The sequence below is a fragment of the Pseudomonas sp. P7758 genome (assembly GCF_013386485.1).
GTDB lineage: Bacteria > Pseudomonadota > Gammaproteobacteria > Pseudomonadales > Pseudomonadaceae > Aquipseudomonas.
Genome location: NZ_JACARS010000134.1, coordinates 1 through 15246, shown reverse-complemented (window position 1 = coordinate 15246; position 15246 = coordinate 1). Strand labels below are relative to the sequence as shown.

Below are 15246 nucleotides of genomic sequence, written 5' to 3'. Positions count from 1 at the left end.
GGGCGCTGTGGCTCAGGGGGCTGGAGCATCTCGCGAGCCTGGGCCTGGAGACGGCGACGTTGTGGGTGCTGGCTGAAAACCGGCGGGCAGTGCGCTTTTACCAAAATGCAGGATGGATAGCGCAGCCCGAATCAAGCCGCACCCTTGCTCGGGGCGGTCGTGAGTTGGAGGAACTTCGCTACCAATCCCAAAAGTGACGCTGAACCTGTGGCGAGGGAGCTNNAGCTCCCTCGCCACAGGGGAATGTTTGTCTGTTTCATGGGGCACAGTTGCTGCCTATTGAGATCGTTCCCACGCTCTGCGTGGGAATGCCGCTCTGGACGCTCTGCGTCCGCTCTTAAAATCGTGACGCAGAGCGTCACCGGATGCATTCCCACGCAGAGCGTGGGAACGATCACACTCACCATTTTTGCCTGAAAGCTGCGCGGCCACAGGCGTCATTCAGGAATGTCATTGGCCATGAGTTCGTCTTTTTCATTGTTTCGCACCTGGAATGTCCAGCACTTGCCATCGACGCCGGCGGCGTTTGTGCGGCATTTCATCGGGCATTTCAAAGGTTGGTACCTGGCTATCCTGCTGCTGCAGATCGCCGCGGTGGTGTGTTCGATTCTGACGCCCTGGGGGCTGGGGCAGATCACCCGCACCGTGAGCAACGGGCTGGAAGCGGAGCGTGCCTTTGAAGTGCTGCAATGGCCACTGACACTGCTAAGCGCGCTACTGGTGTGCCAGGTACTGTTTACCCGTGCATCGGCAGGCTGCCATATCCACGTCTTGCCGTTGCAGCGGCGCACGGTGACGCATGTGGTGTTCGCCTATCTGCAGCAGCACTCCCATCGTTTCATCAGCAATGAGTTCGCCGGGGCACTGGCGCATCGGGTGGCGGAAATTACCCTGGGCGTGAATCAGACCCTGAGCATCTTGTTGTTCGACCTGATCCCGCTGCTGGTGACGCTGAGCCTGGCCACGGCCTTGCTATGGACCGCATCGCCGTTGTTGGCGTTGTTCATGGCGGGTTGGTCGGTGGCGTTTATCGCTATCTGCTACGTCCTCGCACGCCGCAGTCATCCTCTGGCGCAACAGTATTCGGCAGCGCGCAGCACCAGCACCGGCAAAGTGGTGGATGCGGTCTCCAACCTGGCCAATATCCGCCTGTTTGCGCGCCATGCGTTCGAGCACAGTTACCTCGGCACTTTCCTCGACAAGGAGGTGGCGGCTGCCTACCGATCCCTGGGGTATATGGAGAAAATTCGCTGGTTCCAGGCTTCCTGTGGCGTAGTGCTTAAGCTCGGTTTGTTATTGCTGGCGCTCTACCTGTGGCGCAGCCACCGTATCGACATTGCTGCGTTTGTCATGTCCACCAGCCTTTCGTTGTTGATCATCAGCGATGTGGAAAACCTGTCGCGACGCTTTCTCGAATTCTTCGAAGCCACCGGCAATATCGCCAACGGTGTGCGCACCCTGATCCGCCCCCATGAAGTCATCGACCAACCCGGCGCCAAGGCGCTGATGGTCAAGCGCGGCGATATCGAGTTTCGCGATGTCGGCTTCAGCTATGGCGGTGACCGTTCGATTTTCGAACACCTGAATATCGTCATCCCCGCCGGCCAGAAAGTCGGCCTGGTGGGCGCTTCGGGCTCCGGCAAGTCGACCCTGCTGAGCTTGCTCCTGCGTCTCTACGACGTGCAGCAAGGTCAGGTGCTGGTGGACGGCAAGGACGTGCGCGAGGTGACCCAGCATTCGCTGCACCAGCAGATCGGCCTGATTCCCCAGGAGCCCGGCCTGTTCCACCGCAGCATTCGCGAAAACATCCATTACGGCCGCCTGGATGCCTCGATGGACGAGGTCGCCGAGGCGATCCACCGCGCCGGCGCCAGTGAATTTATCGACAGCATGGAACACGGCTACGAATCGCTGGTGGGCGAGCGTGGGGTCAAATTGTCCGGCGGCCAGCGCCAGCGCATTGCGATTGCCCGGGTGTTGCTGAAAAACGCGCCGATCCTGGTGATGGACGAAGCCACTTCCAGCCTGGACTCGATCACCGAGCGCTTTATCCAGGACAAGCTCGACGAAATCATGGAAGACAAGACCGTGCTGGTGGTTGCGCATCGGCTGTCCACCGTGGCCCACCTGGACCGGATCCTGGTGTTCGACAATGGCCGGGTGATCGAGGACGGCAGCCACGAACAGTTGCTGCGCCAGGGCGGGCAATATGCGCGGTTGTGGAGTCGCCAGTTCAGCGATGCGCTGGATGACGTCGCGGTGTGATCAAGCGGCGTACCGGGTACGCCGCGCAGTCAGGTTCAGATCGAGAGGTGCAGCACCCGGTCATCCTTGGCACCGGCCAGCGGGCGGCGCTTGTTGACCTTCAGCTCACCGAGGTTGATCAGCAAGGTGCGGGTCACGTTGCGGCTCAGCCCCAGCAACTCGGCGGTGTGCACCTGGTTGTGCTGGCACAGCCGGTAGGCGGCGGTGAGCAGGCTGCGTTCCACCTGTTCGTGGAGGTTTTCTATCTGCTCCTCGAACAGCCGCTGGAAGGCCTGGTCGAGCAGGTCATGGGCGGTGGTGCTGTCTTCCTGGCGTTCGATACGCAGGTTGGACATGCGCAGGTCATCGGCCTGGATCACACCGTCGCGGCAGATCAGCAGGGTGTGGTGGATGACGTTTTCCAGCTCGCGGATATTCCCCGGCCAACTGTAGGTGGCCAGGCGTTGCTCGGCTTCCTTGCTCAAGATGATCTCGCCATAGCCGAGGCGGCGGGTGTAGGTGTCGATGAAATACTGCACCAGCGGCAGGATGTCGCCGGGGCGATCCCGCAGCGGGCTGAGTTCCAGGTTGACCACGTTCAGGCGGTAGAACAGGTCCTCGCGGAAATGCCCGGCGTTGATGGCTTTTTCCAGCTGCACGTTGGTCGCCGCCAGCACCCGCACATTGATCGGAATGCTTTTGCGCGAACCCAGGCGCACTACTTCACGCTCCTGCAATACCCGCAGCAGCTTGACCTGGATCGACATGGGCAGGTCGCCGATTTCATCGAGGAACAGCGTGCCGCCGTTGGCTTCTTCAAACCAGCCGGCCTTGGCACCGAGGGCACCGGTGAACGCGCCTTTCTCGTGGCCGAACAGCTCGGCTTCCACCAGTGATTCGGAGAACGCACCGCAATTCACCGCCACGAATGGCTGCTCCTTGCGGCCACTGAGGTTGTGGATATGCCGTGCGACCAACTCTTTGCCGGTGCCGGTTTCACCGATGATCAGCACGCTGGCTTCGCTCGGCGCGACTTGTTGCACATGCTTGAGCAAGGCCTTGGACCTGGGGTCTTCAAACACCTGCGCGGTGGCGCGGATGGAGGTGGCAAGGGCGGGCGAGGGCGGTAGGGTCAGCAGTTGCATGGTTATCCCTTTGAATAAAAGATCAGGAATAAAACGTCGGGATGGGCGCGGTACCGTTCAGTGCCCACTCGCCCAGTTCATGAAGTTTGTAGTCCAGCGGGTCATGCAGGCTCTGGGTGCGCAAGTTGCGCCAGTGCCTGTCGAGGGCCACCGAGGCGTTGGTCGCCCGTGCGCCGGTGACCTCGAAGACCTTGCTACACAACTCCAGGCCATTGCGGCTGGCGGCGACTTTGGCGGTGGCGATGGCAATCGCCGTTTCGCCGCGTTCCTCGCTGGTCAGGGCCGAGCCCTTGGCCCATGCCGCGTCCAGCACCTGGCCTGCGCGCTCCACCAGCAGGCGGGTGCTTTGCAGCGCCACCCAGAAATCGCCGTAGTGGCTGAGGATGTAAGGGTCCTGGGTGCTGTGGCTGGCGCTGGAACGGAACCACGGGCGGGCTTCTTCCAGGGTGTATTGGCGCGCTTCTTCGAACGCGCCTTCGGCGATGCCGAGGAAGATATTCGCGAAGTGCAGTTGCGCAATCAGCGGGCGCAGGCAGGCGAACGGAGTACTCAGGGGGCCCGGGTCCAGCAACAGGTCGGACTCTTCCACGCGCACGCGCTTGAAGGTCACGCTGCCGCTGTCGGTCTGGCGCTGGCCCATGTTGTTCCAGTCGTTGTGCAGGATGATCCCGCTGCGGGCGCTGGGAATCGCCGCGATCAGCAACTTGCCGCCGGCGCTTTCATCGATGGCCGAGGCGATCAGCATTTCCGAGTCGTTGGCCCCGGAGCAGAAGTTCTTCTGTCCCGAGAATTCCCGCCAGCCCGTGTGGCGCTTGACCACCGTGCGGGTGTCCAGGGGGTTCAGGGTGTTGCCCCAGAACCAGTTGTTGCTGGCCGTCAGGCTGAACCAGGTTTGCCATTGTGCGGGCGTGGCGAATAACCGGACGGTGGCGAGCATCAGGTGATGAAAGCCGAATACGTGGGCGATGGAGCTGTCGACCCGGGCGAATTCGCGCACCACCTCGAAGGTTTCCGACCAGTTGGCGTCCAGCCCGCCGAATTGCCCGGGGATGCTCAGGGACAACAGGCCGCTGCTGCGCAGTTTGTCGCGTTCGGCCTTGGGCGTACCGCCGCTGGCGTCGCGGTCGACGGCGGTGCGCGCGAACTCGGTCGCCAGGTCACGGGCAATCTCCAGTGGCGTCCTGCGGGTGCAGAGTAAGTTGACCGTCACGCGTGAATACCTCGTTGCTTAAGTCGAGAATGCTCGAGCTGATTTGTTTCAACAGGCAATGGATAGAGCAAGACCCATACCAAGTAACAATAAGCCGATAACTTGCGACTTCTTACGGGGATGCAGGCGCGGACAGTGTCGAATACGCAACTTTTGTTGGAGGGCTGTTGGGATTTGCACAGTTGCGTCCTGTGCCCGCAGGGCGGGGCTTTCGTTATGCTTTTATTGCTTGAACATATAAGTGTTTGTGGGTGACTTTTGTATTGTCCGGAATCGAACATTTCACCAGCAAAGTGTTGCGCTTGTGGCGATTAATAAGGGTGGCCGGCCAGTGTTTATTGAGGCTTGGACGTGGCATGAACCCTGCAAAGTTGAAAATAGAGCGCGACTATACGAATAGATGCTCCAACTAATTCGAGACCCCAGGAGTATTTAATTCATGCGGCAACTGTTTGAACCTCGCGCTCGTCGTTTTGAGTCACTGGCCACCGCGTCCAGCCTTGGCGTGCTGTTGATGTTGATACACGGCGCGGCCTTTGCCGCCCAGGCGGACCCGACCCTGGCCACGGTAGTGGTCACCGGTGCCGAAGCCACCGAAGCGCAAAAGGCCGAGAAGCAACTGTCCAAGGTGCCCGGCAAAACCGCAGTGATCGACAACCGCAAGATCGAACAGGGCCGCGCGGCGAACGCCGAGGACGTGCTGGCGTTGCAGCCGGGCGTATTCGCCCAGGCCACCAGCGGCTCGGGCGCGAACAAGATTTCGATCCGCGGTTCGGGCCTCAATACCTTCTATCAAGGCTATGTGCTGGGGATCAAATTCCTTTATGACGGCCTGCCGTTGACCGGCCCGGGCGGCACCCAGGAAGACATGCTGGACATGGCTTCCGTGGACCACACCGAGGTGCTCTACGGCGCCAACGCCTTCCGTTATTCGGCCTTCCCTGGGCGGCGCGATCAACTTCGTGAGCAAGACCGGCCGCACCGATCCGGGCAACTACGCGCGTTTCGAAGCCGGCAGCTTCGGCTATCGCAAGGAGCAATTGAGCACGGGTGGTGTGGACGGAGACAATGACTATTACGTCAGCATCCAGCACAACGAGCGTGACGGTTACCAGGACAACACACCGAACAAGGGGCAGGGGATCGTTGCCAACTTCGGCCACGTGTTCAGCCCGCAACTGGAGACGCGCTTCTACATTCGCTACAAGGAAGAAACCCTCAGCCAGGGCAACACCCTGACCAAATACCAGCTCAAGCACGACCCCACGAGCAACCTCGTACCCATCGGGCGCAAGAAGGACGGCTCGACCCTGCTGGGCAGCACCACCACCTACACCTTCGACGACAATGCCAAGCTCGAAGTCGGCCTGGGCTACAACGATTACCCGCTGGACAACGGCTGGCGCTATTCGCCAACGCCACAGGAATGGCGCTCCCAGGACATCAACCTGACCTTGCGCTACCTGCGCACCGCCGACACCTTCTTCGGCCTGCGCAGCGACAGCAGCGTGACCTTCAGCAATACGCTGGCGTACCTGGCCGATGTGAAATCCCACAGCAAGGCCACCGGCATCACCCAGCAGAAGACCAACTACACCGGCTCGCGGGACACGGTGTTTTCCCTCGGCAACGAACTGCAACTGAATGACCGCACGTGGCTGTCCACCGGGTTGTCATTGATTGATATCAAGCGCAAGGCGCAGATCGAATACAGCACCGCCACCAATACCAGCGCGTTCCCCAGTGGCGTTGAATACGACGAGACCGACGTCGCCCCGCGCATTGGCCTGCGCTATCAGTTGACTCCGGAATTCGAAGTGTTCGGCAACGTCAGCCGCTCGGTGGATCCACCGGTTACCTGGCAGCTGGGCAGCACCGGCACGCCGTACATCCGTGATGTGCGGCCGCAAAAAGCCAACACCGTGGAGTTCGGTATCCGCGGCGGCCACGGTATTTTTGACGGCAGCCTGACGGTCTACCGCTCGTGGGTGCAGAAAGAACTGCTGTCGGTAGTGGTACGCCAGGCGACGGCCACCCAGGACCAATTGGTGGCTACCTCCAACGGCAGCGCGACCATTCACCAGGGCATCGAAGCCGGCTTGAATGCGCAACTGTGGGATGGCGGCAATGGCGACACCGTGACCCTGCGCCAGGCCTATACCTTCAACGACTTCCACTACCGCAACGATGCGGTGTTCGGCGACAACCAGCTGCCGGGCCTGCCGCGCCAGGTCTACCAGGCCGAGCTGGAATATCGCCAAGGCAGCGGTTTCTACGCGCAGCTCAACGCCCGGGCGGCGTCCAGCTATTACGTCGACTTTGCCAACTCCCTGAGTGCGCCGTCCTATACGTTGTGGGGGGCCAAGGTGGGCTACGAGGCCCCGAGCAAGAAGTGGGAAGTGTTTGTCGATGCGCGCAACCTGACCAACAAGCGCTATGCCACGGCCACCAACACCGCGTACGACGCCAAGGGCCAGGACTCGGCCAACTTCTATGTAGGGGATGCGTTCAACGTGACCACGGGGGTTTCGTTTCACTTTTGATCGCAGCACAACGACCTGACAAGCAAAGCAAATCCAGTGTGGGAGCTGTCGAGCTTTAGCGAGGCTGCGATGGCATCACCTCGGTGTACCTGAAGCACCGAGGTGCCTGCATCGCAGGCAAGCCAGCTCCCACACTGGATTTTTGTAGCAGCTGGAAATTTAGTTCTGCGGCCGCTGTTTGGTCGAGTCCAGCTCGGCCTTTTTGCCGGTGCTGATCTCGGTGATCTGCGCCGACTTGGCGATCGCGAAATCAAAGGTGTCCTGCATCTTGGCGATGGCATCGGTCGCCGTGCCGTTGAGCCCACCGTTGGCTGCCCAGTCGAAGTTCCACACCCCGGAAAAGTTATCGGCACCGGCCACATCATGGGTTTCGATCGCGGTGAACACGTCGGGATGGCGCTCCATGTACTGGGCCGCAGCGCTCACATCGGCCGGCACCTTGCCCGAGGCATTGCTGGCCAGTTGCGAAAGCTCTTGCTTGGTGATGGCCGACTTGCCCGTTTGGCGCATGTAATCGGCGATGACCTTACTCGACTTGGAAATATTCAACTTGTCGTCGAATACCGACGTCGAGGCTTTTTGAGTGGTCGGTCCGCCACCGGCGGGTGTTACGGTAGTAGACATCGGCGCTGCTCCCTCAATGAATTGGATGACATCGAAGCCGACGTTAGCATGGGCAATTGGCCATTTATCACCGGCTTCACAACAATTCGCAGCGGCCGGAAAATTTCACAGCGTTTCACCCGCATCCAACTTGGCCAGCAGCCTCTGGCCCCGTTGCCACAGCGCGTCCTGCTTGGCTTCAGGCATCCGGTCGAGATTTTTATAGAGCATGGCCATGCGCTGATTGCCCCGCAGCAGGTCGCCGTGGCGCATCAGGAAGTGCCAATAAAGCGCATTGAACGGGCAGGCATTGTCAGCGGTACTTTCCGTGACTTTGTAGGCACAGCCTCGGCAGTAGTCCGACATGCGCTTTATATATTGGCCGCTCGCGCAATAAGGCTTGGAACCCAGGTAACCGCCATCGGCATGCATCACCATGCCCAGGGTGTTGGGCAGCTCGACCCAGTCGAACGCGTCCATGTAGATCGCCAGGTACCACTCGCATATCTGGCTGGGCACGATGCCGGCCAGCAGGGCGAAATTGCCGGTGACCATCAGCCGCTGGATGTGATGGGCATAGGCATGTTTCAGGCTTTGGCCGATCGCCTGGCGCATGCAGTTCATTTGCGTCTCGCCCGTCCAGTAGAACTCCGGCAGCGGGCGGCTGTTGCCGAATGCATTGCCTGCGGCATAGTCGGGCATCTTCAGCCAGTACACGCCGCGTACATATTCACGCCAGCCAATCAGTTGGCGGATAAACCCTTCGGCAGCGTTCAGCCCGATGCTGCCCGACCAATAAGCCGCCTCCACATCGCTGCACAGCTGGCGCAGGTCCAGCAGGCCGATGTTCAGGGCTGCGCTGATACGGGCGTGAAACAGGAACGGCTCGTCGCTGGCCATGGCGTCCTGGTAATCACCGAATCCAGCCAGGCCATAATCCAGAAAGTAGTCCCAGAGGGCCTGCGCGTCGGCGTGGGTCACGGGGTAATCGAAGGTGTCGAGGGAACCGTAGTGGCTGCTGAAGTGTTTACCTACCAGCGCCAGCACGTCCTGGGTGATCGAGTCCGAGCTGAAGCGCGCCGGGTAGGGCGCCCTGGTGCCCTTGGGCAATGCCTTGCGGTTGTCCGCATCAAAGTTCCAGGCACCGCCCACTGGCGTACCGTCACCGTTGAGCAAGAGCCCGCTCTTGCGGCGCATCTCCCGGTAGAAGTATTCCATGCGCAGCTGTTTTTTACCGCTGGCCCAAGCGGCGAACGCGTCACGGCCGCACAGGAATCGGTGGTCGGCATGCCACTGGACCGGCAAACCGCAGTCCTTCAGGGATTGCTCCAGACGCCAGTCACCGCATTCGGTCAGGTGTATTTCCCAGGGTTGCATCAGCGATTGCCAGCGCCTTAACTCGCCGGGCACCGAGCCGGTGTTTTGCGGATCGTCCAGGGTGACGTACTGCACCCGCACGCCACGCTGCTGCAACGCCTGGGCAAAATGGCGCATGGCGCTGAAGACCAGGACGATTTTTTGCGGATGGTGGGGCACATGGCTGGCTTCCTCCATGACCTCGACCATCAAGACCGCATCGCGCTGGCTGTCCAGCCCATCCAATGAGGCCAGGTCAAACGACAACTGGTCGCCCAGCACCAGGCACAGGTTTCGAACTGCCTTGGTCACCACGGCGCTTCCAGGGAAAATGGCGTTCGCAGTGGCTCGATAGCGCCTTCTCGCCGGCCGCACATTTCGTCATGCACGCACTGATGCACCAGGGTGCAGGGAAACGCAGGAACTGCCTGCAACACGTCACGCAGGTGATTGACGGAGCGAAAGTGCATGGGCTTCGCCGACTCGTCCAGCAGCGTGAACTGGCCGTGGTCCAGCGTTACGCGCGCCAGATAGAAACCACCTTCCAGCGACAGCAGTTCCATTTCGCGTACAGCGCCTTGGGTGGCCAGTTTGGTCAGGGCTTGCAGGTTCATGGTTCACTCCTTACCGGTCAGGGTTGTGAAGACTGGCGACGGAAGAACAACGTTACCTGGCCGACTTCCACACCCAACTTGGACATGCTGGAGCGGTTGATCAACGTGTCTTCGTCCATCAGGTACATCCAATCGTCGAGGCTCACTTCGTAGACGGATCCATCAACCGGCAGGTTCAGGACGTAGCGCCAGCGCAGTGCGTTGCCCGCCACTTCGCCCCTGGCCTCGCCTACCACATCACCGGCCCGTCCGCGCCAGTGGTTGGGGCCGTCCGGGGTGAGGGTCCAGACACGTTGCTGGCGAGTACCATCGCTGTATAGAAAGCGCTCATCGAGAATCAGGCTTTCACCCTCGCGGCGGCTGGCGATATTCACCTCGAAACGCTTGGCCACTTCACCCGAGCGTTTCTCGAAGATGCCCCAGGCCTTGACGGGCTTGCTGAAGAAGCTCACCAGGTCCAGTTGCGGTTGCTGGTCGGCATAGTGTTTTACATCCACGCTGCCACAACTGCTCAGGCCCAACACCAGGGCCAGCGAAACCAATAGACGGGTCATTGCGGTTCTCCCCGAGAGGGCTTGATACTGCTGATACTTGTACAAAATAATAAAATTGTACAGGTATTTAGCGCATTACCAGGATGTTACCGGCTACCGGCCTGCCCATTTATGGCGGGTATATGCAGCCTCAGGGGACCAGGTGCAGATGATCGTTCCCACGCTCTGCGTGGGAATGCCGCCTCGGACGCTCCGCGTCCCGCTGGCACCGCCGGATTGACGTCTCGCGCAAGGGTGACGCGGAGCGTCACGGTATGCATTCCCACGCAGAGCGTGGGAACGATCAACAATGGGCATACGCCGGCAGCGGTATCGCCCGTTCCTACGCAGACCGTTCCCACATAGATTTCAGGTTGCTTCCAGACCTTCTCGCCGCTAACCTTCGCGGGTCGCTGCCAATTCAGCGAACGGGTGTGGTAGCCCGGCTATTTCATAGATCCCAAAACGCTCAAGGGCGTTTTTTTGTGCGGGCTGCTTTGTGGCGGCTGTGCATGGGAGGCTTCGGCCTGCCGGGTTTCTATGACCGGTCTACCACCCCGTGTACAGTCGCCTCCTTAATCGTGTGGTAGCGAGCGTGGAGGTGCTTACTCATAGAGGAGCTTCACCATGAAAAAGGTCTCGCCCAACCCGCCGCATTACTTGAACGACCAGAAATTCCACGATGCTGCCCAGCGCGCATTCAAGCACTACGACCTCAATTCAGAACCTGCCGCTTCGCCTCCGTCCTCCAACAAACTATTCTCCGTACGTGCCGGCCTCAGCACCGAAGTCGCCTTGTGTAATGCCAGCGAGATTCTTGAATCGGCGGCTGTCAGCGCCTATGACTGTGCCGAGCATCTTGATGGGGCCAGCCGCAAGCAAGTGTTGGCAGTGGTGCAATTGGTGGAGATGGCGCAGTTGTTGGTGGATGAGGCGCTGAACCGGGAGTGCCCGGTGGCCTGATCACATCCGAAATCCAACTGGCAACATAAATCCAGTGTGGGAGCGGTTGGTCAGGAGAGCGGGTTTGTCAGTAGGCTCGCGATCACTCCCACGCTGATCGTTCCCACGCTCTGCGTGGGAATGCCGCCTCGGACGCTCCGCGTCCCGCTGGCAATGCACAATGGAAGCCTTGCGCAGTGGTGACGCGGAGCGTCACGGTATGCATTCCCACGCGGAGCGTGGGAACGATCGGTCGCCCGGTTTATCAGTAGCGAATCATCACCGACTTGAGCTCGGTGTAATCCTCGATGAACGCCCCGCCGAACTCCCGTCCCACCCCCGAAGACTTGTTGCCGCCAAACGGCACCGCCGGGTCGAGCATCGTGTGCATGTTCACCCACACCGTCCCCGCGTTGATCGCCGGCACCATGCGCAGGGCCTTGCTCAGATCATTGGTCCAGAGACTGGCGCTCAGGCCGTAAGGCGTGTTGTTCATCAGTTCCAGCAGCTCATCCTCGGTGTCGTAGGGGAAAAACGTGGCGATCGGGCCGAAGGTCTCTTCGTTGAGCAGGGTGTCGTGGATCGTGTTGGCGAGAATCACGGTGGGCTCCACATAGCACCCCGGTCCGTCGATCAGCTTGCCGCCGTGGACAATCGTATTGTTCTCGGCCCGGGCCTTGGCGAAAAACCATTCGAGTTTCTGTTGGTGCTGGCGGTTGGTCACCGGGCCGAATTCGGTGCGCTCGTCCAGCGGCGAGCCGATGTTCAACCGGCCCAGGCGTTGCGCCAGTTTGTCCATGATCGGCTCGATCTGCGAGCGGTGGGCGAAGAAGCGTTCGGCGGCCGCGCAGATTTGCCCGGAGTGCAGGAAGCCGGCTTCGATGATGCCGTTGACCGCTTTGTCGAGGTCCACATCCCGCAGGAACCCGGCGGAGTTTTTGCCGCCCAGTTCCAGGGTCGCCCGGGTCAACCCGGCGCCCATGGCACTGCGGCCCACGGCGATGCCGGTGGGCACCGAGCCGGTAAACGAGACCTTGTCGGTGCCCGGGTGCTCCACCAGGCCTTTGCCCACGTGTCCGCCACCGGTCAACACGTTCAGCACGCCCGCCGGCAGGCCGGCGTCGATGGCCAGTTCGGCGATGCGCAGGATGGTCAGCGGGGTGAACTCGCTGGGCTTGATGATGATGCTGCAGCCGGTCACCAGTGCCGAGGCGAGTTTCCAGATGGCGATCATGGTCGAGAAATTCCACGGCACGATGCCCACTACCACGCCCACCGGTTCGCGCAGGGTGAACGCGGTGTAGCGTTCGCCGGCGAAGGAGGGCAGTGACGGGGTAAGGGTCTGGCCGCTGATCTTGGTGGCCCAGCCGGCGTAGTAACGCAGGAAGTGCGCCGCCTGATCGACCTCGAAGGCCCGGGAAATCTGGATGATCTTGCCCGACTGGCAGGTTTCGATCTGCGCCAGTGCTTCGCGGTGTTGCTCCAGCAGGTCGGCGAGTTTCAGCAGCACATTGCCGCGAATGGCAGGGGCGACCTGGGACCATTGCCGGAAGCCACGCCGGGACGATTCCACCGCTGTGTCGATATCGGCCAGGTCCGCATCGGCAACCTGGGTGATCACCTCGCCGGTGGCCGGGTTGATCACTTCCAGAGCCTGGCCGGAATGGCTTTGGACGTACCCGCCGTCGATAAACAAGGCATGGCTTCGACGGAGGAAGGCCTGGACTTCAGGCAGCAGCGCAATATCGCTCATGGGATTTTCCTGCTCGCAAAAGCCCGAGGGTAACCAGCGCCGCCGGGCCAGGCTTGTCCGTGCCTGCCGGGCGACATGTCTGTGGCTGCCAGGCCTGTGGAAAGTGCAATCTTGGCTGTGGAAGGTGCATTTTCCGGGGGGGTCGCCCGCCCCATACTGGCCCCACATCCAGCGCCGTTCGTTGAGTTTGAACGCCAGCCGGACATCCAATAATAAGCAGGGCCGTCCATGAAAAAGCCAAACCCGCTCCTCGAAGATCTCAAGGCGATTCTGCCGACCATCGCTGCCAACGCCTTCCAGGCCGAGCAGGACCGCAAGGTTCCCGACGAGAACATTGCGCTGCTCAAGAGCATCGGCATGCACCGTGCCTTTCAACCCAAACCCTTTGGCGGCATGGAAATCTCCCTGCCGCAGTTTGCCGACTGCATCGCCTTGTTGGCCGGCGCCTGTGCCAGCACCGCGTGGGCCATGAGCCTGTTGTGCACCCACAGCCATCAACTGGCGTTGTTTCCCGCCAAGTTGCAGCAGGAAGTCTGGGGCGATAACCCGAATGCCACCGCCAGCAGCAGCATCGCGCCGTTTGGTCGCACTGAGGAAGTTGAGGGCGGTGTGCTGTTCAGCGGTGAAATGGGCTGGAGCAGCGGTTGCGATCATGCCGAGTGGGCGATTGTCGGCTTCCGCCGTAAAAACGCCGAGGGCACCCAGGACTATTGCTTCGCGGTACTGCCGCGCAGCGACTATCAGATTCGCGATGACTGGTTCGCCGCCGGCATGAAAGGCAGCGGCACCAAGACCCTGATCATCGACAACGTGCGGGTGCCAGAACACCGCATCCAGAAAGCCAAGGACATGATGGAAGGCAAGTCCGCCGGCTTCGGTCTGTACCCCGACAGCAAGATTTTCTACTCGCCGTACCGGCCGTATTTCGCCAGCGGTTTCTCCACCGTGAGCCTGGGTGTGGCCGAGCGCATGCTCGAAGTATTCCGCGAAAAAACCAGGACCCGCGTACGTGCCTACACCGGCGCGGCAGTGGGGGCGGCGACTCCGGCGTTGATGCGCCTGGCCGAGTCGACACACCAGGTGGCCGCCGCCCGGGCGTTCCTGGAAAAGACCTGGCAGGAGCACGCCGAACACAGCGAACAGCACCGTTACCCGAGCCGCGAGACCCTGGCGTTCTGGCGTACCAACCAGGCGTACGCCACCAAGATGTGCATCCAGGCGGTGGACCGTTTGTTCGAGGCCGCCGGTGGCAATGCGTGGTTCGAGCACAACGAGATGCAGCGTCTGTTCCGCGATTCCCATATGACCGGCGCCCATGCGTACACCGATTACGACGTGTGCGCGCAGATCCTGGGGCGTGAGCTGATGGGGCTCGAGCCTGATCCGAGCATGATTTGACGCCGACCCGGCCATCACAACCATCAGGACTGCGCGTTGATGCAGTCCGGGAGTCTTGCATGTCTGATAACAGTTTCGACCCACGGGCCTTTCGCCGGGCCCTGGGCAACTTTGCCACCGGTGTCACGGTGGTCACCGCCGCTGATGCCAGCGGGCGCAAAGTGGGTGTCACCGCCAACAGCTTCAACTCGGTGTCCCTGGACCCGCCGCTGGTGCTGTGGAGCATCGACAAACGCTCCAACAGCCACGAGGTGTTCGAGCAGGCCAGCCATTTTGCGGTCAACGTGCTGGCGGCCGACCAGATCCACCTGTCGAACAACTTCGCCCGGCCCAGGGACGATCGCTTTGCCGAAATCGAATTCGAGCCCGGGGAGGGCGGTTCGCCGGTTTTCGCTGATTGCTCGGCGCGGTTTCACTGCGAGAAGTACCAGCAGGTGGATGGTGGCGATCACTGGATCATGATTGGCAAGGTGGTGGCTTTCGATGATTTTGGTCGTGCGCCGTTGCTCTATCACCAGGGGGCGTATGCGCGGATCGAGGAGCGGCAACCGTAGGGCGAACACCTCTATCGAAGGCTGAAGCAGGTTCAATGTGGGAGCGGGCTTGCTCGCGAATGCGGAGTGTCAGCCAATACATCTGGCGACTGACACACCGCTTTCGCGAGCAAGCCCCACATTTGGGTCGTATTCCAAATGAAAAGCCCCGGTACTGATGAGTACCGGGGCTTTTTGTTGGGCCTTGATTACAGCGTAGAACGCACTCGCCACAGCTCGGGGAACAATACGGTGTCGAGCATCTTGCGCAGGTAGCCCACGCCTTCGGTGCCGCCCGTACCAGGCTGGAAGCCGATGATCCGCTCCACGGTGGTGACATGGCGGAAGCGCCACTGGCGGAAGGAATCTTCC

At 60.9% G+C, this 15246-nt stretch carries 13 protein-coding genes and 2 pseudogenes; 7 read left to right on the top strand and 8 right to left on the bottom strand.

What is annotated here, in order from left to right:
* Both HX873_RS31640 and HX873_RS25630 read left to right on the top strand, forming a co-directional pair.
* A pseudogene (locus HX873_RS31640) lies at positions 1 to 197 on the top strand (GNAT family N-acetyltransferase); the annotation flags it as partial.
* 262 nt (positions 198 to 459) lie between these two features.
* Positions 460 to 2265, top strand: a complete 1806-nt coding sequence (locus HX873_RS25630; protein WP_177123387.1) for an ABC transporter ATP-binding protein — start codon at positions 460 to 462, stop codon at positions 2263 to 2265.
* Positions 2266 to 2300: 35 nt separating this feature from the next.
* Here HX873_RS25630 and HX873_RS25625 read toward each other — a convergent pair whose 3' ends face one another.
* Both HX873_RS25625 and HX873_RS25620 read right to left on the bottom strand, forming a co-directional pair.
* Positions 2301 to 3389: a sigma-54-dependent Fis family transcriptional regulator gene (locus HX873_RS25625; RefSeq protein ID WP_003219869.1), complete on the bottom strand. Its 1089-nt coding sequence runs from the start codon at positions 3387 to 3389 to the stop codon at positions 2301 to 2303.
* 22 nt (positions 3390 to 3411) lie between these two features.
* On the bottom strand, positions 3412 to 4599 hold the full coding sequence (locus HX873_RS25620) for an acyl-CoA dehydrogenase family protein (protein WP_003219870.1): 1188 nt from the start codon (positions 4597 to 4599) through the stop codon (positions 3412 to 3414).
* Between the two features lie 439 nt (positions 4600 to 5038).
* On the opposite strand from HX873_RS25620, the gene HX873_RS31850 reads away from it, so the two are divergent.
* Entirely contained in the window at positions 5039 to 5671 is a 633-nt protein-coding gene (locus tag HX873_RS31850; RefSeq protein WP_256349665.1) for a TonB-dependent receptor plug domain-containing protein, read from the top strand.
* Positions 5562 to 7142 carry a TonB-dependent receptor family protein gene (locus HX873_RS25615; protein ID WP_371318407.1) on the top strand — a complete coding sequence of 527 codons (1581 nt, stop codon included), beginning with the start codon at positions 5562 to 5564 and terminating at the stop codon, positions 7140 to 7142. The genes HX873_RS31850 and HX873_RS25615 overlap by 110 nt, the downstream gene beginning before the upstream one ends.
* Positions 7143 to 7301: 159 nt before the next feature.
* Here the strand turns inward: HX873_RS25615 and HX873_RS25610 are convergent, their stop codons facing one another.
* From HX873_RS25610 to HX873_RS25595, 4 genes are all read right to left on the bottom strand, one after another.
* The gene (locus tag HX873_RS25610) at positions 7302 to 7766 is read right to left on the bottom strand and encodes a hypothetical protein (RefSeq protein ID WP_003219875.1); all 465 of its coding nucleotides are present in this window, start codon (positions 7764 to 7766) and stop codon (positions 7302 to 7304) included.
* Between the two features lie 105 nt (positions 7767 to 7871).
* Positions 7872 to 9413, bottom strand: coding sequence for a cryptochrome/photolyase family protein (locus HX873_RS25605; RefSeq protein ID WP_177123386.1), 1542 nt, complete (start codon positions 9411 to 9413; stop codon positions 7872 to 7874).
* Positions 9410 to 9715, bottom strand: a complete 306-nt coding sequence (locus tag HX873_RS25600; RefSeq protein ID WP_134326164.1) for a DUF6482 family protein — start codon at positions 9713 to 9715, stop codon at positions 9410 to 9412. Before HX873_RS25600 ends, HX873_RS25605 begins: the two co-directional genes overlap by 4 nt.
* A gap of 17 nt (positions 9716 to 9732) precedes the next feature.
* Entirely contained in the window at positions 9733 to 10269 is a 537-nt protein-coding gene (locus HX873_RS25595; RefSeq protein WP_177123385.1) for a DUF3833 domain-containing protein, read from the bottom strand.
* A 606-nt stretch (positions 10270 to 10875) separates the two neighbouring features.
* Here HX873_RS25595 and HX873_RS25590 point away from each other — a divergent pair.
* The gene (locus HX873_RS25590; protein ID WP_008431194.1) at positions 10876 to 11211 is read left to right on the top strand and encodes a DUF6124 family protein; all 336 of its coding nucleotides are present in this window, start codon (positions 10876 to 10878) and stop codon (positions 11209 to 11211) included.
* Between the two features lie 244 nt (positions 11212 to 11455).
* Here HX873_RS25590 and HX873_RS25585 read toward each other — a convergent pair whose 3' ends face one another.
* Positions 11456 to 12943, bottom strand: a complete 1488-nt coding sequence (locus tag HX873_RS25585) for an aldehyde dehydrogenase family protein (protein WP_177123384.1) — start codon at positions 12941 to 12943, stop codon at positions 11456 to 11458.
* Positions 12944 to 13171: 228 nt separating this feature from the next.
* Between HX873_RS25585 and HX873_RS25580 the strand changes: the two genes are divergently transcribed.
* Entirely contained in the window at positions 13172 to 14341 is a 1170-nt protein-coding gene (locus HX873_RS25580; protein WP_087694959.1) for a p-hydroxyphenylacetate 3-hydroxylase oxygenase component, read from the top strand.
* A gap of 59 nt (positions 14342 to 14400) precedes the next feature.
* Positions 14401 to 14877: pseudogene (locus HX873_RS25575) on the top strand (flavin reductase family protein); the annotation flags it as partial.
* A 206-nt stretch (positions 14878 to 15083) separates the two neighbouring features.
* On the opposite strand, the gene HX873_RS25570 reads toward HX873_RS25575, so the two are convergent.
* Positions 15084 to 15246: tryptophan 2,3-dioxygenase family protein (locus HX873_RS25570; protein WP_256349666.1), on the bottom strand; the 163-nt coding region annotated here is incomplete at its 5' end.

What these genes read in the sequence shown, in the direction of transcription:
- HX873_RS25630 (WP_177123387.1), top strand. Translation starts at nt 460, where the DNA reads ATGAGTTCGTCTTTTTCATTGTTTCGCACCTGGAATGTCCAGCACTTG.
- HX873_RS25585 (WP_177123384.1), bottom strand. Translation starts at nt 12,943, where the DNA reads ATGAGCGATATTGCGCTGCTGCCTGAAGTCCAGGCCTTCCTCCGTCGA.
- HX873_RS25625 (WP_003219869.1), bottom strand. Translation starts at nt 3,389, where the DNA reads ATGCAACTGCTGACCCTACCGCCCTCGCCCGCCCTTGCCACCTCCATC.
- HX873_RS25610 (WP_003219875.1), bottom strand. Translation starts at nt 7,766, where the DNA reads ATGTCTACTACCGTAACACCCGCCGGTGGCGGACCGACCACTCAAAAA.
- HX873_RS25595 (WP_177123385.1), bottom strand. Translation starts at nt 10,269, where the DNA reads ATGACCCGTCTATTGGTTTCGCTGGCCCTGGTGTTGGGCCTGAGCAGT.
- HX873_RS25590 (WP_008431194.1), top strand. Translation starts at nt 10,876, where the DNA reads ATGAAAAAGGTCTCGCCCAACCCGCCGCATTACTTGAACGACCAGAAA.
- HX873_RS25600 (WP_134326164.1), bottom strand. Translation starts at nt 9,715, where the DNA reads ATGAACCTGCAAGCCCTGACCAAACTGGCCACCCAAGGCGCTGTACGC.
- HX873_RS25580 (WP_087694959.1), top strand. Translation starts at nt 13,172, where the DNA reads ATGAAAAAGCCAAACCCGCTCCTCGAAGATCTCAAGGCGATTCTGCCG.
- HX873_RS31850 (WP_256349665.1), top strand. Translation starts at nt 5,039, where the DNA reads ATGCGGCAACTGTTTGAACCTCGCGCTCGTCGTTTTGAGTCACTGGCC.